Source organism: Gryllotalpicola kribbensis (assembly GCF_039538245.1).
GTDB classification, from domain to species: domain Bacteria; phylum Actinomycetota; class Actinomycetes; order Actinomycetales; family Microbacteriaceae; genus Gryllotalpicola; species Gryllotalpicola kribbensis.
Genome location: NZ_BAABBX010000016.1, coordinates 587,732 through 609,117 on the forward strand (window position 1 = coordinate 587,732; position 21,386 = coordinate 609,117).

The following is a 21,386-nucleotide window of genomic DNA, read 5'->3' on the forward strand; positions in this document are numbered from 1 at the left end:
CCGCTACTTCCAGACGTCGTCGGCGATGGCGACGACCTCGCGCACCTTGGCCCACTGCTGCTCCTCGGTGAGCACATTGCCCTCTTCGGTCGAGGCGAAGCCGCACTGGGGGCTGAGCGCCAGCTGCTCGAGCGGCGCGAACGCCGCCGCCTCCTCGATGCGGCGGGCGATGGCGGCGCGGTCTTCGAGCTCGCCGCTCTTCGAGGTGATGAGGCCGAGCACGACCGTCTTGTCGCCGCGCGGCAGGAAGCGCAGGGGCTCGAAGCCCCCGGCGCGCTCGCTGTCGTACTCGAGGAAGTACCCGTCGAAGGCGGTGTTGCCGAGCAGCTGCTCGGCGACTGGCTCGTAGCCGCCCGACGAGATCCAGGTTGAGCGGAAGTTGCCGCGGCACACGTGCGTCGTGACCACCATGTCGTCGGGCTTTCCGGCGAGCGACGCGTTGATGAGCGCGGCGTAACGCTCGGCGAGCCCCTCGGTGCGGATGCCGCGCGCCGCCGCCTTCTCGAGCTCGGTCGCCGAGCACAGGTACGCCCACGCGGTGTCGTCGAACTGGAGGTAGCGGCACCCGGCCGCATAGAACGCCGCGATCGCATCGCGGTACGCGGCGGCCAGGTCGTCGAACGCCGCCTCGTGGTCGGCATAGGCGCCGGTGGTGACCGCGTCGGCGTCGAGACGGAAGTGCAGCACGGTCGGCGACGGGATCGTCATCTTGGGCAGCAGGCCCGCGGGCGCGTTCTCGCGCAGATAGGCGAAGTGCTGCAGGAAGGGGTGCTCGGCCGAGAAGCCGATGCGATCGGTGACCCGCAGCACCTTGTTCTTCGTGTTGGCGCCCGTGAACTGGATGCCGTGATCGGAGTCGACGACCGCGACGCCATCGAGCCCGTCGTAGAAGTCGTAGTGCCACCACGCGCGCCGGAACTCGCCGTCCGTCACGGCGCGCAGGCCGGCCTCCCTCTGCCGCGCGATCAGCTCGACGATCGCCGTGTTCTCGACGACGCGCAGTTGCGCGTCGTCGAGCAGGCCGGCTTCGTGGTCTGCTCGCGCTCGCTTGACGCTCTCGGGGCGCAGGAAGCTGCCGACGATGTCGCTGCGGAAAGGAGGATCGACGCTCACACGATCACGCTAGCCGGTCGCGCACCGATGAGCGGGGGTTCTCCTCGCGGGCGCGACGGATCTCGACGAGCTCGGCTTTCCGCGGCCTATCCGGCGCAGACGCGGCTGTCAACGGCTGTCGCGCCGGGTGCCGCACGCCGTACCTTCACGGTGGAGCAGCGTTGCTCCCTCAGGGGAAAGGGACGAGCAATGAAGAGCCAGGCGGTCTATCGGACGGATTCTGGGGACTGGCAGATCGAGAAGCAGAGCGGCGGCCTCTACCGCGTCATGAGCGCCGGCGCGGATGCCAAGGGAAGCGCCGGCTACATCGAGCAGGTGGGCGGCGTCTGGGTGGCGCTCGCGGGCGCCCGGCTCGACCGCTGCGTCGAAGTGGGCCAATCGGTCACCTTCGACCGCGCCGCGGCCCTGCTGCTGAAGCACGGGGCCGCGTGAGTCCGCGCCACGAGTCGGCGCGGCCCCCGCTCGGCGTCCATCTGGCCGAGGGCGGCGCCGAGGTCGCGGTCTACAGCGAGAACGCCGACGGCGTCGTGGTCTGCGTGCTCCAGGACGACGGCTCCGAGGCACGCACCGAGCTCGATATGCGCACCGGCCATGTCTTCCACGGCTTCGTGCGCGGCATGCGACCGGGCACCCGCTACGGCCTGCGCGTCAGCGGCCCCTGGGACCCGGCATCAGGACTGCGCTTCGACGACGGCAAGGTTCTGCTCGACCCCTATGCGACGGCGACGGCGGATGCCCCGGAGGGCACGATCCTCGGCGTCGTGACCGACCCCGGCTCGTTCGACTGGCAGGGCGACGACCCGCCGCGCACGCCGCTGGCCGAGTCGGTCGTGTACGAGCTGCACGTGAAGGGCTTCACGAAGACGATGCCCGGCGTGCCCGAGGAGCTGCGCGGCACCTACGCGGGGCTCGCGCACCCCGCAGCCGTCGGGTACCTGCGCGAGCTCGGCGTCACGGCCGTCGAGCTGATGCCGGTGCATCGCTTCGTGCAGGACGGCCACCTGCTCGACAAGGGCCTGCGCAACTACTGGGGCTACAACTCCCTCGCGTTCCTCGCGCCGCACCCCGAGTACGCCGCTGCGCGCGACCCGCTCGAGCAGGTGAACGAGTTCAAGGGGATGGTGGCGGCGCTGCACGCGGCCGGCATCGAGGTGATCCTGGATGTCGTCTACAACCACACGGCGGAGGGAAACGACCAGGGGCCGACACTGAGCCTCAAGGGCATCGACAACCCGTCGTACTACCGGCTCGTCGAGGGCGACGCCGAGCACTACTTCGACACGACCGGCACCGGCAACAGCCTGAACGTAGGGCATCCGGCGGCGCTCGCCCTGATCATGGACTCGCTGCGCTACTGGGTGACCGAGATGCACATCGACGGGTTCCGCTTCGATCTCGCGACGACGCTCACGCGACAGGGGGGCGACCCCGACGTGCACAGCGCGTTCCTCGCGCTCATCCACCAGGATCCGACGCTCGCGCCCGTCAAGATGATCGCGGAGCCGTGGGACACGGCCGGCTACCAGGTGGGCGGATTCCCGGCCGACTGGTCGGAGTGGAACGGGAGGTTCCGCGACGACGTGCGCGACTTCTGGCGCGGCACGCCCGGCATGCTGGGGACCTTCGCGCAGCGCGTGCTCGGCAGCCCCGACGTCTACGAGGCATCCCGTCGCTCGCCCCTCTCGAGCGTCAATTTCGTGACCGCGCACGACGGCTTCACGCTCGCCGATCTGACGAGCTATAACGAGAAGCACAACGAGGCGAACGGCGAGGGCGGGGCCGACGGGGAATCCGACAACCGGTCAAGCAACTACGGCGCGGAAGGGCCCACCGACGACCCCGAGATCAACCGCGTGCGCACCCGCCAGCGCAAGAACCTGCTCGCCACGCTGCTGCTCTCGGCCGGCGTGCCGATGGTGCTCGGCGGCGACGAGCGCGGCCGCACACAGGGCGGCAACAACAACGCGTACTGCCAGGACAACGAGACGTCGTGGTTCGACTGGGAGCACGGCGACGACGAACTGGCCGAGTTCACGCGCACGCTGATCTCGCTGCGCCGCGCCGAGCCCGCGCTGCGCCCGGACTGGTATCGCTATGCGCCGGGCTCCGGCAGCCCCCGCACCGTCGACCTGCGCCGCGCCGACGGCCGCCGCTTCACGAACTCGGACTGGCACCGGCCCGAGCACAAGGCGATCCAGTTCGTCTTGGGGCACCAGGGGCACACGACCTTCGCCGTCCTGATGAACGCCGCCGAGAACGGGGTCGAGTTCTCCCTTCCGTACACGCCGCGCCGCGTCTGGCGGCTCGAGCTCACGAGCGACGAGGGCCTTGACGTCGATGCCGCCCGGCGGCTGACCCTCGCGCCCCGCTCCTTCGCGCTGCTGCGCTCGAGCCGCTGAGGACCGCCCGCGCGCTTATGATCGTCGCGTGGTGAGGCGCGCGGGGATCGTCGCGGCCGTCGCCCTGTGTCTATTGCTGAGCGGATGCCGCCCCGAAGCCGCCGGAAACGCGAGCGCGCCCGCGCCGGCCTCGCCCCAGCCCGCCGCGACGCAGCCGGCCGCGGGGGTCCGCCTTCCGCCGACGGGTGCCCGGTTCGACTACCAGCTCGGCGGCGCCTACGCACCGGCCACCGGCGTCGCGGTCGTGGAGCGGGACAGTACGGCGAGGCCCGCCGCCGGGCGGTACAACATCTGCTACCTCAACGCCTTTCAGACGCAGCCCGGCGAGCTGCCCGCCTGGAAGAAGCGGCACCCGCAGCTGCTGCTGCGCCACGACGGCAGGCTCGTGACCGACCCGGACTGGCCCGATGAGGTTCTGCTCGATACCTCCTCCGCGGCGAAGCGCTCGGCGCTGGCATCCGTCATCGGCGCACGGATCGCGCACTGCGCGGCCGCCGGCTTCGACGCGGTCGAGCCCGACAACCTCGACTCATGGACCCGCTCGCACCAGCGGCTCACCGCCGACGACAACGTGCGGTTCGCCGCGCTGCTCGCCCGCCGCGCACATGCAGCGGGCCTCGCGATCGCGCAGAAGAACGCCGGTGAGCTCGGGTCCCGAGGGCGCACCGAGGCGAGCCTCGACTTCGCCGTTGCCGAGGAGTGCCAGGTCTACGGCGAGTGCGGCGACTACACCGCGGTCTACGGCTCGCACGTCATCGAGATCGAGTACACCGACAACGGCCGGGCCGCCTTCACGCGCGCCTGCGCCGCCCGCGGTCGCATCGTCTCGGTCCTGCTGCGTGATCGCGATGTGGTGCCGAGCGACGACCGCGCCTACGTCTCGCGATGGTGCTGACGTGGCGCGGAGGGCAAGACGCTAGCGTTTAACGCATGACCGCTCAGGATTCCGCGCAGACCGAGGCCGACGAGGCCCGCGACGCGACACCCGCCTTCTCTGAGCTCGGCCTCAGCGACCCGGTGCTCAAAGCTCTGAAGGATGTCGGTTACGAGACGCCCTCGGCGATCCAGGCGGCGACCATCCCGCTGCTGCTCGAAGGGCGCGACGTCGTCGGCCTCGCCCAGACCGGAACGGGCAAGACGGCGGCGTTCGCGCTGCCGATCGTCTCGCGCCTCGACGTCTCGCAGAAGAGTCCCCAGGCCCTCGTGCTGTCGCCGACGCGCGAGCTCGCGCTGCAGGTGTGCGAGGCGTTCGAGAGCTACGCCGCGCACCTGCGCGGTGTGCACGTGCTGCCCGTCTACGGCGGCCAGGGCTACGGCGTGCAGCTGTCGGCGCTGCGCCGTGGCGTGCACGTCGTCGTCGGCACGCCGGGCCGCATCATGGACCACCTCGACAAGGGCACGCTCGACCTCTCCGAGCTCAAGTACCTCGTGCTCGACGAGGCCGACGAGATGCTGAAGATGGGGTTCGCCGAAGACGTCGAGACGATCCTCGCCGAGACGCCCGACGAGAAGCAGGTGGCCCTGTTCTCGGCGACCATGCCGGCCTCCATCCGCCGCATCTCCAAGAACTACCTGCGCGACCCCCAAGAGGTCACGGTCAAGACCAAGACCACGACGAGCGCGAACACGACCCAGCGCTACCTCGTGGTGTCGTACCCGCAGAAGGTCGACGCCCTGACGCGCATCCTCGAGGTCGAGAACTTCGACGCGATGATCGTCTTCGTCCGCACCAAGAACGAGACCGAGACGCTCGCCGAGAAGCTGCGGGCCCGCGGCTACACGGCGGCCGCGATCAGCGGCGACGTGCCGCAGGCACAGCGCGAGCGCACGGTCGAGCAGCTCAAGTCCGGCAAGCTCGACATCCTGGTCGCGACGGATGTCGCAGCCCGCGGCCTCGACGTCGACCGCATCAGCCACGTCGTCAACTACGACCTGCCGATCGACACCGAGTCCTACGTGCACCGCATCGGCCGCACCGGCCGCGCGGGCCGCAGCGGCGCCGCGATCAGCTTCGTGACCCCGCGCGAGCGCCGCATGCTCACCGCCATCGAGAAGGCGACGCGCCAGCCCGTCACCCAGATGCAGCTGCCGACCGTGGAAGACATCAACTCGACGCGCCTCAGCCGCTTCGACGACGCGATCACCACCGCGCTCGAGCAGGCCGACCGCATCTCGGCGTTCCGCGACATCATCGGCCACTACGTCGAGCACCACGATGTGCCCGAGGCGGATGTCGCGGCCGCACTCGCCGTCGTGGCGAAGGGCGACGAGCCCCTGCTCCTCTCCCCCGACGACGTGGTGAAGCTGCCGGCCGAGCGCGATGAGCGCCGCGGCCGCGGCGAACGGGGCGACCGTCCCGAGCGCGGGGATCGCTCGCGCCCCGCCGGCCGCCGAGACCGCGGCGATCGCACGGCCGCCCTCGCGCAGTACCGCATCGAGGTCGGCAAGCGCCAGCACGTGGAGCCGCGCCAGATCGTCGGGGCGCTCGCGAACGAGGGCGGGTTGAGCCGCGACGACTTCGGGGCGATCAAGATCTTCCCCGACTTCTCGCTCGTCGAGCTGCCCGCCGAGCTGGGCGGCGAGACGCTGCGCCGCCTTGAGGACACGCGGATCGGCGGCCGCCTCATCGAGCTCAAGCCCGATCGCGGCCGCAAGCCGCGCGCGCCCCGGCGCGGATGACGGGCGAGGGGGCGCCCCGGGCCGAGTACCTCGCCGACGGCATCCTGTTCGACATGGACGGGACGCTCGTCGACTCGACCGCGGTGGTCGAGGCGGCGTGGGCGCGGTTCGCCGATCGCTTCGGGCTGCGGGTCGCCGACATCCTTGCCTATTCGCACGGGCGGCTCACGGTCGACACCGTTCGCCGCTTCCTGCCGGCCGGCGATGACGTCGAAGCCGTCGTCCGCGACATGCAGCAGTGGGAGCTCGTGCGCACGGACGGCATCGTCGAAGTGCCCGGTGCCGCCGCGCTGCTGCGGGCGCTGAGCGGCGCGCGCGTCGCCGTCGTCACCTCGGCGCCGCGTGAGCTCGCGCTGCGGCGGCTCGCCGCGGCCGGCATCGAGGTGCCCGCCGTCGTCGTCGCCGCCGAGGACGTGGCTGTCGGAAAGCCCGACCCGTCGGGCTACCTGCAGGGGGCACGAGCGCTCGGCGTCAGCGCCGAGCGCTGCATCGCATTCGAGGACGCCGACGCCGGCCTGCGCGCGGCGCTCGCCTCAGGCGCCCGCACGGTGGTCGTCGGCGCCCTCGACTCCGAGACCGCCCGAGGGCTCGACCGTGTTCCCGACTTCCGCGGCGTCCGCGCCCGGGTCGAGCCCGACGGCGGCGTGCGCCTGTCGTGGGGCCGCCGCCCCGCCTGACGCCCTCTGCAGTTCGAGGCGCAGCGCGCGGATCTCCTCGCGCAGCTCCGCGAAGTGCTGCGCCGTGACGGCCTGCTCCTGCGCCTCCTCCTGCTCGGAGACGCGCTCGACGATCCACGATGCGAGGGTGGCGGAGACCACACCGATCAGAGCGACGCCGCCGAACATGAGGCATACGGCGACGAGTTTGCCCACGAGCGTCACAGGAATCGCGTCGCCGTAGCCGACGGTCGTGATGGTGACGATCGCCCACCACAGGGCGTCGCCGATCGTCTGCACCCTGCCGCCGTGGCCGTACTCGGCCTCGAGCTCGGCGAGCGCCGCGACATAGATGAGCAGAACGGCGGCGCCCACCGCGTAGATCACGATGCGCCCGCGCAGCGCGACGCCGACGCGGCGCTGCAGCACGGTGAATGCGGCGGCCACCCGCAGCAGCCGCAACGGGCGCAGGATCGGCAGGGCCACGATCGCGAGGTCGATCAGGTGCGTGTAGAACCAGCGCCAGCGGCGATCGGCGAGCGCGAGGCTAACGAGGTAGTCGACGGCGAAGGCCGTCCACCCGATCCACTCGAAGACCTCGGCGACGTCTCGGGCGGTGCCGCGCAGCTCGCCGATGACCTCCCACGAGTACGCGACGAGGAAGATGATCGCGAGGCCGGCCAGCGGCCAATCGGTGATGCGCCGCCACTGCCGCTGCGTCATGCGCGCTGCCATGCGGCGACTCTAGTGCGCGCGGGCAGGGCGGAATGCGACGTGCTTAGGCTGACGTCATGGCCACCGTCCTGCTCGTGCGCCACGGGCGCACCGAGGCGAACGCCCGCGGCGTGCTCGCGGGCCGTGCGGCCGGGGTGGGCCTCGACGGGGTCGGCCGGCAGCAGGTCGAGCAGGCCGCCGCGCGGCTGGCCGCGGTGCCGCTCGTGCGCGTGGTCTCGAGCCCGCTGCTGCGCTGTCGGCAGACGGCGCGCGCGATCCTCGCGAGCCAGGCGGGCTCGCCCGAGGCGCCCGTCGAGCGCGGTCTCACCGAGGCCGACTACGGCGAGTGGCAGGGGCGCGCCCTGAACGAGCTCATGCGCGAGCCGCTGTGGTCGGTGGTGCAGTCGCGGCCGTCGGCGGCGACGTTCCCCGGCGGCGAGTCGATGATCGCCATGCAGACCCGCGCGCTCGACGCGGTGCGCCGCCACGACGACGCGGTCGAGGCCTCGTTCGGCCCCGGGGCGGTGTGGGCGGCGGTCTCGCACGCCGACATCATCAAGTCGGTGCTCATCGAGGCGCGGGGCCTGCCGTTGGACCGGTTCCAGCGGGTGGCCGTGGCGCCGGCATCCATCTCGGTCATCCGCTACGCCGCAGGCGGCGCGCAGGTGCTCGCGTCGAACACGAACGCCGACGATCTCGCCCGCGTGCTGAACGAGGCAGAGCGATGACGGATGCCTCGGCCGACGTTCCCGGCGGCGAGCTGCGCCTCCTCGCCCGCATCCCCTCCGCGTCGAACGCGGCGTTCCTCGGCGCGATCGGCGAGACCCGCGTCATCTACAAGCCGAGCGCCGGCGAGAGGCCCCTCTGGGACTTCCCCGACGGCGACCTCGCCCAGCGCGAGCGCGCGGCCTACCTCGTCTCGGAGGCGCTGGGGTGGCGCATCGTGCCGCCGACGGTCGTGCGCGACGGGCCGCTCGGCGAAGGCATGGTGCAGCTCTGGCGAGACCCGGCCGAGGTGCCGCGCGCCGTCGAGCTGGTCGCGCCGATCGCCGCCGCCGGAACGGGGCGGCGGCGCGTCTTCGACGTGATCGGCGACCCCGATTTCCCGGTCGCGATCGCACACGAGGACTCCCCCGCGCTGCGCCGCATCGCGGTCTTCGACGTGATCGTCAACAACGCCGACCGCAAGGGCGGCCACATCCTCGAGATGGCCGACGGGCACCGCCACGGCGTCGACCACGGGCTCACCTTCCACATCGACGACAAGCTGCGCACGGTGCTCTGGGGCTGGGCGGGCGATGAGCTGGCGGATGCCGAGCTCGACGGCGTCTCCCGCGTGCGGGCGGCCCTCTCTGCCGAGCTCGGCACCGCCCTCGCCGAGCTGCTCAGCCCCTACGAGCTCGAGATGCTCGACCTGCGCTGCGAGCTGCTGCTCGCCGAGGCGCGCTTCCCTGCCCCGACCGGCAGCTGGCACGTCGTGCCCTGGCCGCTGATCTGACGCGGTCGGGCGGCCCGCCTCGTCTCACTCGTCGCTTGTGGCCGCGAGCAGCGGCACGACGACCTCGCTGATGGGCGTCGGGATGCCCCGGGCCCTGCCCTTCCGCGCGATGACGCCGTTGCGGATGTCCCATTCGAGCGGCCGGCCGGCCTCCCGGTCGGCGAGGATCGAGGTGCCGAGATCGGCCGGCATCGCACGGAACCCGTCGAGGATCTCCTGCGGCACCTCGTCGCCGAGCCGGGCGCCCTCTGCTCGCGCGATGGCGAGGCACTCGCGCAGATAGGCGAGCGTGAGAGCGCCGACGTCGGCACGGCGGTACATGCCCGCACGGCGGCCGGTGAGCGCCATCAGCCCAGCGGCGGCGTTCTGCAGCAGCTTCCGCCAGGCCAGCGAGGTGAAGTCGGCGGCGAGCTCGATGGAGCACAGGCTGCCGTGCAGCGCCTCGCCGATCGGGCGCGCGGCCGGCAGGTCGGGCAGCGTGAGCCGCGCCTCCGCCCGCAGCCACACCGAACCGTCGGGCTGCGCCTGCGCGGGGAACCACACCACGGAGGGGACGACGGCCCGGGCGGCAACGCGCGCGCTGACGATCTCCTCCTGCTCCACGCCGTTCTGCAGCACGCAGACGACCGTGTCGGGCCCGCAGAGCGACGTGAGCCACGGGGCGGCGGCGGGCACCTGCGTCGCCTTCACGGCGAGGAAGACGAGGTCGAGCGGGCCGTCGACGCTCGCCGGGTCTGTTCGCACGGGCCCGGGCACCGCGATGCGGCCTGTCGGGCCGTCGAGCTCGAGCCCCTCGCGCGGGGTGCGGCCGCAGAGCAGCGGAGTGCGCCCGGTCTCGTGCAGCGCGGCGGCCACGGTGGTGCCGATGGCGCCCGGGCCGACGACGGCGATGCGCGGGCTCACAGACATCCGCTCGCCCTGCTTCTCGTAACTGAACTCACGTCGTCTAGATCACCACACGAATGCGAGCCGATCGCACTCGCGCGCAGAGAACTGGCACTCAAGACCCGAGAGTGCTAATTTGGATCTCGGTCGGCCGGTCCGGGAGTTCGGGTCGACCAGCCGTCTGACGGGCCGAGTCCAGCTCGTGAGCAGCAGACGCCGCCACCGCCGCCGCGGTGCAGGGCGATCTGGCATCCGATGCGGACCGACCCGGGCTCCGGGCCGGCACCACAGCCGCTTGTCGAAGCCTGCCGCCAGTGAAGGAGGATGCGTGACGGCCCTCGCTCCCAACACCTCTCGGATGCCCCGCCCGAGCTCTCGGTTCCAGGGGCCGCCGATTCCCGTGCGCAGCCTGCCCGCCGAACTCCTCGATGTCGACCTCGACGTGGTCCACCCCGCCGACGACCCCGACTTCGGCCCGAGCGATGGCCTGCTGCTGCGGTGCAGCGCGGTGCTCGGCGGCATCATCGCCCTCGCACTGCTGGCCGGCGAGATCGTGACCTATCTGTTCTGAGCCGTACGGGATTCGCCGATCTGAGACGATTGTCGGCGTGAGCGAGCTGAGCCTGCGACGGGTCGAGTACTTCGTCGCGGTCGCCGATGAGCTGAACTTCGGCCGCGCCGCCGAACGGCTGCATGTCACGCAGCCCGTGCTCAGCCGGCAGATCGCGCTGCTCGAGCATGAGCTCGCCGTGCAGCTCTTCGAGCGCTCGACGCGGGGCACCGCCCTCACCGCGGCGGGTGCCGCCCTGCTGCCCGACGCCCAGGCGATGCTGCAGTCCGCCGCCGCGGTCCAGCGGCGCGCTCGGCAGGCCGCGCGCGGAACGGACCGCCTGATCGTCGGGGTGATGCCCGGGCTCATCGCGACGCCGATTCTGCAAGGCCTGCGGGCGTCCTTCCCCGACCTCGAGGTCGACACCGTGCGCACGAGTTGGGACGACCAAGCCGAGACGATCCTCGACGGCCGCGTCGACCTCGGCCTCGTGCGGCTGCCCATCGACCCACGCGGGCTCACGGTCGAGCCGCTGTTCGCGGAGCGGCGGCTGGCGATGCTGCCCCGCTCGCATCCGCTCGCGGAGCGCGCGAGCGTCGACATCGAGGAACTCGCTGAGCTGAAGCTGCTGCAGTCGCCGGATGCCGTGCCCGAGTGGCGCGACGCCAGACGGCGACGCGGGTTGCCGATAGTGGCGGATGCCTCGTACCCGCATGCCGTCGAGGTGAAGCTCGAGCAGGTCGCGCTGGGGCTCGGGGTCTCGGTCTTGCCGGCGTCGACCGCGCGGTTCTACTCGCGCACCGATCTCGTCGCGCTCGAGGTGCCCGGCCTCGGCCCGAGCGAGGTGGGCGCCGCATGGGCGACGCACCATCGCTCGCCGGCGCTGACGCGCGCGGTCGAACTCGCTCATGCCCTGCGGGCATCACTCACGACGGAAAGGGTCTTGGACGGGGAATCCGCCTCTCGCTGACGCTTGAGACATGACAGTTTCAGCTTCCTCCCGCATCGTCCTCATCGGCGCCACCAGCGGCATCGGGCTCGCCGTGGCGCGCCGCGCCGCGGAATCCGGCGCCCACGTGACCATCGCTTCCCGGCGGCCGGAATCCATCGAGCGCGCACTCGGTGAGCTGCCCGCCGGAGTCGTGGGCCGCGCCGTCGACGCGAGTTCCAGTGCTGCGGTCGCCGATTTCTTCGACGAGATCGGCGAGTTCGACCACTTCGCCTACACGGCGGCCGAGAATCTCACCGGTCTTCCGCTCTCGGAGTACACGGTCGAGAGCGCGCAGAACTTCTTCGCGCTCCGGCTGTTCCACGCGCTCGATGCCGTCCGCCTGGCGGTGCCGCATCTCACGCCCGGCGGGTCGATCACCCTGATGAGCGGTACCGCGGCGTTCAAGGGCGGCACCGGCTGGACGCTCGGCACCGCCGTCTCCGGCGCCGTCGTGTCGGTGATGCGCAGCCTCGCCGTCGAGCTCGCACCGCTGCGCGTGAATGCGGTCGCGCCCGGCGTCGTCCGCTCGCCGCTGTGGTCGCAGCTGAGTGAGAGCGATCGTGAGCAGATGTATGCCGGCCTGGCGGAGTCTCTGCCGCTCGGGCGGGTCGGCGAGACCGACGACGTGGCGAAGGCATTCCTCGCGCTCATGGATCAGGACTACGTCACCGGCACGGTCGCGGTCGTCGACGGCGGAACGCTCGTCGGCTGAGTCGCGAGTCGCGGCGGCGGTCGCGTGCCGATTCGCCTGAAGACCGGATTCCCGTCAGAATGCAGGCAAGACGCCCTCAGCGCGGGAATCGGAGGACCTCATGGCAGACGACGCCGGCACGAACGCACAGCGTCCCGATGGAGCCCCCGAGCGCCGAGGCGCCCGCGACGCACCGCGCATCGAGCAGGTGCTCGAGTCGTTCCTCTTCAGCAGCCGATGGCTGCTGGCGCCGCTCTACGTGGGCCTGGTCGTGGCACTGGTGGTGGTCCTCATCAAGTTCGTCCAGGAGCTGTGGCACCTCCTGTCGCACCTGCCCGAAGAGACCGGAACCGACGTGATGCTCGGCATCCTCGGGCTTCTCGATCTCGCGCTTCTGTCCAACCTGGTCTTCATCGTGATCCTGGCGGGCTACGAGAACTTCGTCTCCCGGATCGCCGCCGCGCACGAGAACGAGGACCGCCCCCGCTGGATGGGCCACATCGACTTCTCCGGTCTCAAGATGAAGCTCATCGGCTCGATCGTGGCGATCTCTGCCATCGGACTGCTGCGGGACTTCACCGACATCGGGAAGTCGAGCGCGCTCGACGACACCGAGCTGACGTGGCGGGTGGTGTTGCACATCACCTTCCTCCTCTCCGGCATCGGGTTCGCTTTCGCCGATTGGCTGGCCGAGAAGCGCCAGGCGCTGACTCTCGTCACCCACTCGGAGGACTGAGGCTCTCGCCCTGCCGACGCCGCGGCGGAGGTGCCGCGCTCAGGCCGGGTCGGCTACGACGATCTTCCCGATCGCGCCGCCGGACTCCACGATGCGATGAGCTTCGCGAAGGCTTGCCGCGTTGAGCGGCGCGAGCGTCTGCGTCAGGGTCGTGCGGATCCGGCCCGCGTCGACGAGCTGAGCGAGTTGCTCGAGGGCACCGTGCTGCGCGCTCAGATCCCAGTTGTAGCGGGCGCGCGCGAACATGAACTCCCAGTGCCACGAGATGGCCTTGTCCTTCAACGCGATGAGGTCCAGATCGCGCTCGTCGTCGATAGCGACGATGTGGCCGAACGGCCGGACGACTTTCGTGAACAGCGGGATGCGCCCCTTGCTCTGCGCGGTGAACACGTAGTCGACACCGCCCGGCGCGGCCGCGAGCACCTGGCGGTCGAGATCGGGAGCGCGATGATCGACGATCACATCCGCGCCGAGCCCCTCGACCCAGGTGCGAGTCTCGGTTCGGGATGCCGTCGCGATCACGCGCACGTCGGTCAGCGCCTTGACGAGCTGGATCAGGATCGACCCGACGCCGCCGGCCGCGCCGAGCACGAGCATCGTCCCGGTCGAGTCCGCGCCAAGACGGAGCTTGTCGAAGAGAGCCTCCCACGCCGTGAGCGCGGTCAACGGCAGTGCAGCGGCCTCGGCGAATCCGAGACTCGTCGGCTTGTGGCCGACGATCCGCTCATCGACGAGTTGCCGGCGAGCGTATGAACCCGGCCGGTCGAGGCTTCCGGCGTAGTAAACCTCGTCGCCCGAGCGGAAGCGCGTCACCTCGTCCCCCACTGCGACGACCGTGCCCGCGGCATCCCAGCCCAGCACTCGATCCTTGTGCGCGCGATTGCCTGAGGCGCGGATCTTGACGTCGACCGGGTTCACCGAGACGGCCTTCACGTCCACCAGGACGTCATGCCCCGTAGGCAGCCCTGGCGCCGGAAGCGAGACGTCGACGAGGCTCTCCGGACCGTCGATCGATCCGCCTGCTCGAGACACAACGGCCGCGACGGCACCCGTGTCGATGATGTGATTCGTGGTCATTCGGACCGCCTTTCTGCTCTGGCATCCGCCCCGCGGCGCAGCCGCTCACGACACTAACCAGCAGAATGTGCTTACCCGCAAGGTGCCCTACTATCCGATGGATAGTGCTCCTGCGCCCGCTCCGTCGTCGTCGCCTGCCGCGACCGTGCGGGCGTGCTCGTAGTGGGAATCCGCCCACTGGCGAAGGGCGAAGACCGGTCCGAGCGCGCTGTAGCCGACATCGGTGAGCTCGCACTCGACATGCAGAGGCACCGCGGGCAGCACGGTCCGATCGATGAGCCCGAACGCCTCCAGCCGACGCAGCGTGGCGGTGAGAACTTTGGGGGAAACGCCCGCGAGCCGCCGCTGCAGCTCGCCGAAGCGCACCGGCCCGTCGGCCAGCGCGCCGATCGCGAGAGCCGCCCACTTGTTCGCCACGACATCGAGCAGATCGCGGCACGGGCAGTCGGCCGAGTACACGTCGCCTCGCACCTTCCTCGTCGGCTCGACAGCCGAGCCCTCATACGCCGTCATCGCACAACCTCCGCCCGGGAACCGCCGCTATTGGTTCCCGATGGATAGTAGAACGAGGCGGGCGCGACCTCGGCACCCTTCGGCGGTTCACGCGTGTCGGGAACGCGAGCCGGGACGCCCCGACACCGACGAGCGCCCGAGGCGCAGCGGCTGCACGTCCGGTCACATCGCGGTTGACTACGTAGTCATTCGCTCCTATGGTGACACGAGACCCCCGCAAAGGAGCGCAAGTATGCCGTCCAATGGAGTGCGCCGCGTGTCGATGATGGACATCGCGCGGCACGCCGGCGTGTCGCAGAAGACGGTGTCGCGCGTCGTGAACGACGAGCCGAACGTCTCTCAGACGGCGCGTGAGGCCGTCCGCCAGGCGATCGCCGAACTCGGATTCCGGCCGAATGCAGCCGCCCGCGCGCTGGTGACGCGACGGAGCCGGCGGATCGGCATGGTGACCGTGACCACGACTGCGTTCGGGCCGGCGTCGATCCTCGAGGGCGTCGAGCGCGCGGCCCGGTCCGCGGGCTATGCGCTCAGCATCGCGCGCACGGTCGGCGAAGACCTCGATGACTATCACGCGGCCATCGAGCGACTCGTCGACGAGGGGGTCGAGGCGATCGTCTTGTCGGAGCCGTTCGACCTCGGTCATCCCGAGCTGCCGATCCCCGACGGCCTTCCTCTGCTCAGCTTCGACGCGCCGGACGCGAGATATCGTCGCGATGAGCTCGTGGTCGGCGCCGACGAGGTGATGGGCGCACGCAGCGCGACCGAGCATCTGCTGGCGCTCGGGCATCCTCGCGTGCACCACATCGCCGGCCCGCCGACCTGGGCTGCAACCGGGCGGCGCATTCGCGGCTGGCGCGCGGCGCTCGACGATGCCGGCGTCGACGCCCCGAGCATCGCGTCCGGGGATTGGTCTCCCGCGGCGGGCTACGAAGCCATGCGCGAGCTGTTGCGCCGGGAGACGGTGACCGCGGTCTTCGTCGCGAACGATTCGATGGCGATCGGCGCCATGCGCGCGGTCCAGGATGCCGGACTTTCCGTCCCCCGAGACGTCAGCATCGCAGGATTCGACGACACCCCGGAGGCCGCCTATCTCGCCGTGCCGCTGACAACGGTCAGGCAGGACTTCGCAGAGGTCACCCGGCTCGCCATGCACCGCCTGTTCCGCACGATCGATGGCCACCCACCGACCGAGCGACACCGCCATATCCCCACCCAACTCGTCGTGAGGGAGTCGACCGCCGCTCCTGCGTGACGCGCGCGATCGTCGGTGTGCACTCTTCGGCGTGCGCTCTCCGCCCCGCGAATTGACTACGTAGTCACCCACCCGATCCAGACAAGGAAGTCCGATGACAGCACCACCCACCCCTCCCCTCGGCGCCACGCGACGCCAGTTCCTGCGCTGGTCCGCAGCGTCCGCTGCCGCGCTCTCGGTGCCGGGCCTGCTCGCCGCCTGCGCGGGATCGGGCGATGTCCGCACTGTGCGATCCGGCCGGGTCACCCTCGACTTCTGGACGCACGACGACGGTTATGTTCAGTTCTTCACGGACTCGATCGGCGTCGCCGACGCGGCCACGCGCTACCGCTACCGGCTGGACGTCACCAAGATCGGTGCCGCCGACCTGGTGACCAAGCTGCTTGCCCAGGCGGTCGCCGAGGCGGGAACGCCCGACGTGGCCGGCTTCGAGATCGGAAACTTCGCGCGAATGCTGCGCGGTGACATCACCGAGGAGCTTCTGGTCGACCTCTCGGCGATCCGCGACCGCTTCGGCGACGACCTCATCCAGGCGCGAGTGGCTCCGTTCAGCAAGAACGGCAAACTGTACGCGCTCGACTCGGATTCTCCCCTTGTCGTGCAGTACTACCGCGAGGACCTGTTCCGGCGGGACGGCCTCGCGCTCGAGACTCCTGAGACCTGGAGCGCGTTCCTCGACGACGCCGAGAAGGTCGCACGCAAGCGCGGAACCAAGTTCGGCGCGGTCGGCGTCGGCAGCGACTTGGGCCAGGTGCTGCAGGGCTTCCAGATCCCCCTGATGCAGAACGGCGGGAACCTCTTCGATGCCGACGGCCGGTTGGCGATTGAGACGCCGGAAGCGGAGCGTGCGCTCGCCTTCCTGGTGGACGGGATCCGGCGGGGCGTCTTCACCACCGTCACCGACCTCTATGGCGGAAGCATCCAGGCAGCGCTTAAGTCGGGGGAACTCGCCGCGATCGCGATGCCGAGCTGGTACGCCGCCTACGGCATCAAGCCCAATGTGCCCGATCAGTCCGGCAAATGGCGCATTCGGGCGCTGCCGCGCTTCACGCCAGACGGCAGCCGCACCTCGGTCGGCGGCGGCACCGGATTCGGTGCGCTGCGCGGCAAGCCCAATACCCAGGCCGCGACGCAATTCATCGAGGCGATCTACCTCAGCAAGGAGCAGCAGGTCGCACGCTACAAGGCCCTCGGCTATCTGCCGACGCTGCGAAGCGTCTACAAAGACCCCGAGTTGCTCGGACTCGAGGACACGTACTTCGGCGGGCAGCGCCTGTTCCAGGTGTACGCCGATGTCATCGACGAGATCCCGCCGTACTACCAGAGCGCCGACATGAGCATCCTGCAGACGGTGCTGAGCGGGTCGCTGCTGGATGCCTATCGCGGGCGCCGCACCCCATCCGAAGCGCTCTCGGAAGCCGCAGACGCCTTCCGCGGCCAGACCCGGGCCGCATGACGGCCACGACCGGAGGAACTCCATGACTACCATCACCGGCGCCGCCGCCGGGCACCGACACCGCGACCCCGCCTCTGGCGGGTGGGCCCCCTACCTGTTCATCGCGCCCTTCTATGTGCTCTACGTGCTGTTCATGATCGTGCCCGTCGTCGCGGCGGTGTACCTGTCGATGACCGAGTGGGTCGGGCTCGGAAGGCCGTCCTTCGTCGGCTTCAAGAACTACGCCGACTTGGTGGCGGACACGAGTTTTCGGACGGCGCTCGGAAACTCCGGCATCTACGTGCTGGTCGCCGTCGTCATCGTGGTCCCCTGTGCGTTGCTGATCGCTCAGGCTCTGAATGCGCGGGGCCTGCGATTGCGGGACCTGTTCCGCGTGACCTTCTTCGTACCGATGGTCCTCTCGCCCATCGTCATCGCGCTGGTCTACGGCCTCCTCCTCGACACGAACTACGGCATCGTCAATAACGTCCTGCGTGCTCTGTTCGGAGTCGGATCCGTGGACTGGCTCGGCGATCCCGGACTGGCCAAGGTGGTGATCTCGTTCGTGCTGCTCTGGCGCTGGGTGGGCTACCTCAGCATCTTCTTCCTCGCAGCGCTGCAGGCGGTCCCCGCGGAACTCTACGAAGCCGCCGAGCTCGACGGCGCCGGGCCGATCCGGTCCTTTGCGACGGTCACCCTGCCCGCGATCAGGCCGGTGAGCTCCTTCGTCGTCGTGACCAGCTTCATCAGCGCAGCGCAGCTGTTCGACGAGCCGTACCTGCTCACTCACGGCGGACCGGGCGAGGCGACGCTCTCGGTCGCGATGTTCATCTACCGTGCTGCCTTCGAGCGGCAGCAGTTCGGCTACGCCGCAGCCGCCGGCGTCGTGCTCTTCATCATCGTGTTCGCGGTGAGCCAGATCCTGAACCGCGCCCTCGCCATCGGGAGGACCCAGTGACCGCCATCACCTCACGCCGCAACGCATCGCAGCCGGCGCCCCGCATGGGCGGCCGCCGCCGGCGGTCGACTGGGGGCAGCATCGCGCTGTACGCGGCCCTCGTGGCATTGCTCGTCGTCTTCCTGTTCCCGCTGGCGTGGGCGGTCGCGAGTTCTTTCAAGCCTCGCGGCGACATCTTCTCGTCGACCTCGCTCATCCCCGTTCCCGCGACGCTCGACAACTACAGCCGCCTGCTGTCCACGCAGCCGTTCTGGGGGTGGTTCGGCATCAGCGTCGGGGTCGCCGTGATCGCCACGGCGGTGTCGGTGTTCGTCTGCGCCCTCGCGGGCTACGCGTTCGCGAAGTTCCGCTTCGCCGGCAAGCGCGTCCTGTTCACCGTCATGTTCTCTTCGCTGAGCATCCCCTTCGCGGTGATCCTCGTTCCGCTGTTCATCCTCGTGGTCAAGAGCCACCTGTCGAACCCATGGTTCGCACTCATCGTGCCGTGGGTTGCTCCCGCCTTCGGGATCTTCATGATGCAGCAGTACATCGTGCAGTCCGTGCCGGACGAGATCATCGAAGCCGGGCGGATCGATGGGAACACGGAGTTCCAGATCTTCCGTCGCATCGTGTTGCCGTTGCTGCGTCCGTCGCTCGGCGCACTTGCCGTGTGGAGCTTCCTGCAGAGCTACAACTCGTTCATGTGGCCGCTGGTGCTGGTCTCGAACTCCGACCAATACACCCTGCCGGTCGGCCTGAACACGCTCTTCCAGGCCGAGAACCGCGCATTCGACCTCGTGCTCGCGGGCGCCGTGCTCGCGAGCGTCCCCACCGTGCTCGTCTTCCTGCTGCTGCGCAAGCAGCTGCTTGAGGGACTGTCCGCGGGAGCAGTGAAAGGATGACCCCCCACCTCATGACATCGCCGCGCAATCCACGTCGTGCGTTCCCCGCTCTCGGCGAGAGGGTGCTGTTCGGAGCGGCGTACTACGCCGAATATCAGCCGGTCCCGCGTCTCGACGACGACCTCGACCTCATGCAGCGCGCCGGCTTCTCCGTCATCCGCGTCGGAGAATCGGTGTGGTCGACCTGGGAGCCGGATGACGGTATTTTCGACCTCGACTGGTTGCAGCCTGTGCTCGACGGCGCCCATCGCCGAGGCATCCACGTGATTCTCGGCACGCCCACGTACGCCGCTCCGATGTGGCTCGCGCGACGCTACCCCGAGATCAACGCGCAGCGCGCGACCGGACAGCCCATGGGCTGGGGCGCCCGACAGGAGATCGACTATGCGCATCCGGCCTTCCTGTTCCACGCCGAACGGCTGATCCGACGCATCTTCGCGCGATACGCGGACCACCCGGCCGTGATCGGCTACCAGGTGGACAACGAGCCCGGCAACGAGATCTTCCACAACCCGCAGGTCTTCCAGCGCTTCGTCGACCACCTGCGGCGCACCTACGGCGACGTCGAGACCCTCAACGCCGAGTGGGGGCTGACGTACTGGTCCCACCGGCTGTCGACGTGGGCCGATCTGTGGACTCCAGACCTGAATGCCCAGCCGCAGTACACGCTCGCGTGGCGCCGATTCCAGGCGGGGCTCACCACGGCTTTCATCGGCTGGCAGGCCGACATCGCGCGGGAATACGCACGCCCGGACCAGTTCGTCACCACGTGCTTCTCGTACGAGCGTCCGACCCTGCAGGACGAAGCGGTCGCCGCGCACCTCGATGTCACGGCGGGCAACGCCTACTACCGGATGCGTGACCGACTGGCTCTGCCTGCCGGCTCGGCCCGAGGCGAGCAGGGCTGGACGACCGACGGCACCTGGGCGCTGTATGCCACCGCGGACCGCATGTACGGCTCACGACAGGAGCCGTTCCTCATCACCGAAACGGATGCGTCGTCGATCGGCATGTCCTGGCAGAACGAGCCCGCCTATGACGGGCAGTGGCGCCAGGCTGCCTGGGCCCTCGTCTCGCGCGGCGCCACGATGATCGAGTACTGGCACTGGCACAGCCTCCACTACGGGGCAGAGACCTACTGGGGCGGGGTGCTCCCGCACAGCCTGGAGCCGGGGCGGACCTACGAGCAGATCGCGGCGCTCGGCGCCGAGTTCCTCGCTGCCGGCGATGCGGTGGCCGGGCTCGAGCCCGATCACGATGTGACCGTTCTCTGGTCGAACGAATCGAAGTGGGCGCTGAGCGAGCACCCGGCGCTCGGCGGGGGCCGGGGGCCCAACGAGCGGACCTTCCAGACGATCGTGGACGCGTACCTGCGCGGCGCCTTCGACGCCGGGCTCTCGTCTCGGATCGTTCACGCCGGGTCGCTTGCCGACGAGGATCCGGCCGAGTTCGCGGAAGCGCACCCTGTGCTCGTCGCCGCAGGGCTGACGATCCTCGACGACGCGACGTTGAGCTGGCTGCGCGACTACGCAGAGGCCGGCGGCCATCTCGTCGTCGGCATCAGGACCGGCTACGAGGATCACGAGGCGCGCGCTCGCACGCAGCGCAAGCCTGCGTTGCTCTCGGCAGCGGCCGGCGCGTGGTACGACGAGATCGCGACGATCGACGATCCGGTTCCGGTTCGCGGGGTCGACGGGCTCTCGCTGCCCGACGATGCTGCGGCCGAGTGGTGGATCGACGGCATCCGGCCGGCCGGCGCCCAGGTCCTCGCGGGCTACGAGCATCCGCATTTCGGTCGCTTCGCCGCGGTGACGACCCAGCGCGCCGGATCCGGCCGTCTGACCATGGTGGGCACGGTGCCGAACCCCCAGCTGGCGGCCGCCGTGCTGCGCTGGGCGACGTCCGGACGTCGTCCGATCGACGCGGGCTCCGGCTGGCAGACACAGGCCCCGAGCCAGACGGTGACCGGCGCCCGCAACACCCGGGGCGAGCACCTGCGATTCGTGCACAACTGGTCCTGGACGCCGTCCGCCTTCACCCTGCCGTGCGGCGCGACTGACGTCGTCACAGGCACGTCGTTCCCGGCGGGGGCGACGATCGAGCTGGGCTCATGGGACGTGCGGGTGCTGCGCGAGGACGAGGGCGCCCCGGCGACGGACGAGCGGCACGGCTGACCGTGATACGGAAGCGAGCACGGGAGGCACCCGTATCTCAGCCACGTGACCGCAGCCGCGTGTGCCGATGACCGCCTGAGCACGCGCGAAAGGGCCGGAATTCCGTGGAATTCCGGCCCTTTCGCCTGTCGGGCTGACAAGATTTGAACTTGCGACCCCCTGACCCCCAGGCGTCCAGAAACAC

General features: G+C 70.1%; 20 protein-coding genes and 1 pseudogene. 16 read left to right on the forward strand and 5 right to left on the reverse strand.

What is annotated here, in order from left to right; all coding sequences use genetic code 11:
* Positions 1-3 precede the first annotated feature (3 nt).
* Positions 4-1,113: a 5-methyltetrahydropteroyltriglutamate--homocysteine S-methyltransferase gene (locus tag ABD716_RS15115; protein ID WP_344778321.1), complete on the reverse strand. Its 1,110-nt coding sequence runs from the start codon at positions 1,111-1,113 to the stop codon at positions 4-6.
* Positions 1,114-1,302: 189 nt separating this feature from the next.
* Between ABD716_RS15115 and ABD716_RS15120 the strand changes: the two genes are divergently transcribed.
* Genes ABD716_RS15120 through ABD716_RS15140 form a run of 5 tightly spaced genes read left to right on the forward strand, consistent with a single transcriptional unit; the run spans position 1,303 to position 6,868 of the window.
* Positions 1,303-1,545, forward strand: a complete 243-nt coding sequence (locus ABD716_RS15120) for a hypothetical protein (RefSeq protein WP_344778323.1) — start codon at positions 1,303-1,305, stop codon at positions 1,543-1,545.
* Positions 1,542-3,512, forward strand: coding sequence for a glycogen debranching protein GlgX (glgX, locus tag ABD716_RS15125; RefSeq protein WP_344778325.1), 1,971 nt, complete (start codon positions 1,542-1,544; stop codon positions 3,510-3,512). Before ABD716_RS15120 ends, glgX begins: the two co-directional genes overlap by 4 nt.
* Before the next feature lie 28 nt (positions 3,513-3,540).
* The gene (locus ABD716_RS15130) at positions 3,541-4,407 is read left to right on the forward strand and encodes an endo alpha-1,4 polygalactosaminidase (RefSeq protein WP_344778327.1); all 867 of its coding nucleotides are present in this window, start codon (positions 3,541-3,543) and stop codon (positions 4,405-4,407) included.
* Between the two features lie 35 nt (positions 4,408-4,442).
* A complete protein-coding gene (locus ABD716_RS15135; protein WP_344778329.1) occupies positions 4,443-6,191 on the forward strand; it encodes a DEAD/DEAH box helicase in 1,749 nt (582 codons plus the stop codon).
* Positions 6,188-6,868 carry an HAD-IA family hydrolase gene (locus tag ABD716_RS15140; protein ID WP_344778331.1) on the forward strand — a complete coding sequence of 227 codons (681 nt, stop codon included), beginning with the start codon at positions 6,188-6,190 and terminating at the stop codon, positions 6,866-6,868. The genes ABD716_RS15135 and ABD716_RS15140 overlap by 4 nt, the downstream gene beginning before the upstream one ends.
* Positions 6,869-6,988: 120 nt before the next feature.
* Here ABD716_RS15140 and ABD716_RS15145 read toward each other — a convergent pair.
* Positions 6,989-7,582, reverse strand: a pseudogene (locus ABD716_RS15145) (potassium channel family protein); the annotation flags it as partial.
* 56 nt (positions 7,583-7,638) lie between these two features.
* On the opposite strand from ABD716_RS15145, the gene ABD716_RS15150 reads away from it, so the two are divergent.
* Entirely contained in the window at positions 7,639-8,289 is a 651-nt protein-coding gene (locus ABD716_RS15150) for an MSMEG_4193 family putative phosphomutase (RefSeq protein WP_344778333.1), read from the forward strand.
* A complete protein-coding gene (locus tag ABD716_RS15155) occupies positions 8,286-9,059 on the forward strand; it encodes an SCO1664 family protein (RefSeq protein ID WP_344778334.1) in 774 nt (257 codons plus the stop codon). Before ABD716_RS15150 ends, ABD716_RS15155 begins: the two co-directional genes overlap by 4 nt.
* A gap of 24 nt (positions 9,060-9,083) precedes the next feature.
* Here the strand turns inward: ABD716_RS15155 and ABD716_RS15160 are convergent, their stop codons facing one another.
* The gene (locus tag ABD716_RS15160) at positions 9,084-9,968 is read right to left on the reverse strand and encodes an oxidoreductase (RefSeq protein ID WP_425553480.1); all 885 of its coding nucleotides are present in this window, start codon (positions 9,966-9,968) and stop codon (positions 9,084-9,086) included.
* 304 nt (positions 9,969-10,272) lie between these two features.
* Here ABD716_RS15160 and ABD716_RS15165 point away from each other — a divergent pair, with 304 nt between their 5' ends.
* The 4 genes from ABD716_RS15165 to ABD716_RS15180 all read left to right on the forward strand — a co-directional run bounded on the left by ABD716_RS15165 (position 10,273) and on the right by ABD716_RS15180 (position 12,912).
* Positions 10,273-10,515, forward strand: a complete 243-nt coding sequence (locus tag ABD716_RS15165; protein ID WP_344778338.1) for a hypothetical protein — start codon at positions 10,273-10,275, stop codon at positions 10,513-10,515.
* Positions 10,516-10,552: 37 nt separating this feature from the next.
* Positions 10,553-11,464 carry a LysR family transcriptional regulator gene (locus ABD716_RS15170; protein WP_344778340.1) on the forward strand — a complete coding sequence of 304 codons (912 nt, stop codon included), beginning with the start codon at positions 10,553-10,555 and terminating at the stop codon, positions 11,462-11,464.
* 10 nt (positions 11,465-11,474) lie between these two features.
* Entirely contained in the window at positions 11,475-12,197 is a 723-nt protein-coding gene (locus ABD716_RS15175) for an SDR family oxidoreductase (RefSeq protein WP_344778342.1), read from the forward strand.
* Positions 12,198-12,297: 100 nt separating this feature from the next.
* Positions 12,298-12,912: a TIGR00645 family protein gene (locus ABD716_RS15180; protein WP_344778344.1), complete on the forward strand. Its 615-nt coding sequence runs from the start codon at positions 12,298-12,300 to the stop codon at positions 12,910-12,912.
* Positions 12,913-12,951: 39 nt separating this feature from the next.
* Here the strand turns inward: ABD716_RS15180 and ABD716_RS15185 are convergent, their stop codons facing one another.
* A complete protein-coding gene (locus ABD716_RS15185; protein WP_344778346.1) occupies positions 12,952-13,989 on the reverse strand; it encodes a zinc-binding alcohol dehydrogenase family protein in 1,038 nt (345 codons plus the stop codon).
* 90 nt (positions 13,990-14,079) lie between these two features.
* Entirely contained in the window at positions 14,080-14,502 is a 423-nt protein-coding gene (locus tag ABD716_RS15190) for a winged helix-turn-helix transcriptional regulator (protein WP_344778348.1), read from the reverse strand.
* A gap of 232 nt (positions 14,503-14,734) precedes the next feature.
* On the opposite strand from ABD716_RS15190, the gene ABD716_RS15195 reads away from it, so the two are divergent.
* The 5 genes from ABD716_RS15195 to ABD716_RS15215 all read left to right on the forward strand — a co-directional run bounded on the left by ABD716_RS15195 (position 14,735) and on the right by ABD716_RS15215 (position 21,202).
* A complete protein-coding gene (locus ABD716_RS15195; protein ID WP_344778350.1) occupies positions 14,735-15,754 on the forward strand; it encodes a LacI family DNA-binding transcriptional regulator in 1,020 nt (339 codons plus the stop codon).
* Positions 15,755-15,848: 94 nt separating this feature from the next.
* The gene (locus ABD716_RS15200) at positions 15,849-17,210 is read left to right on the forward strand and encodes an ABC transporter substrate-binding protein (RefSeq protein WP_344778352.1); all 1,362 of its coding nucleotides are present in this window, start codon (positions 15,849-15,851) and stop codon (positions 17,208-17,210) included.
* Positions 17,211-17,232: 22 nt separating this feature from the next.
* Complete coding sequence (locus ABD716_RS15205; RefSeq protein WP_344778354.1) at positions 17,233-18,147, forward strand: carbohydrate ABC transporter permease; 915 nt, start codon at positions 17,233-17,235, stop codon at positions 18,145-18,147.
* Entirely contained in the window at positions 18,144-19,028 is an 885-nt protein-coding gene (locus tag ABD716_RS15210; protein ID WP_344778356.1) for a carbohydrate ABC transporter permease, read from the forward strand. The genes ABD716_RS15205 and ABD716_RS15210 overlap by 4 nt, the downstream gene beginning before the upstream one ends.
* A complete protein-coding gene (locus ABD716_RS15215) occupies positions 19,025-21,202 on the forward strand; it encodes a beta-galactosidase (RefSeq protein ID WP_344778358.1) in 2,178 nt (725 codons plus the stop codon). Before ABD716_RS15210 ends, ABD716_RS15215 begins: the two co-directional genes overlap by 4 nt.
* Positions 21,203-21,386: the final 184 nt, after the last annotated feature.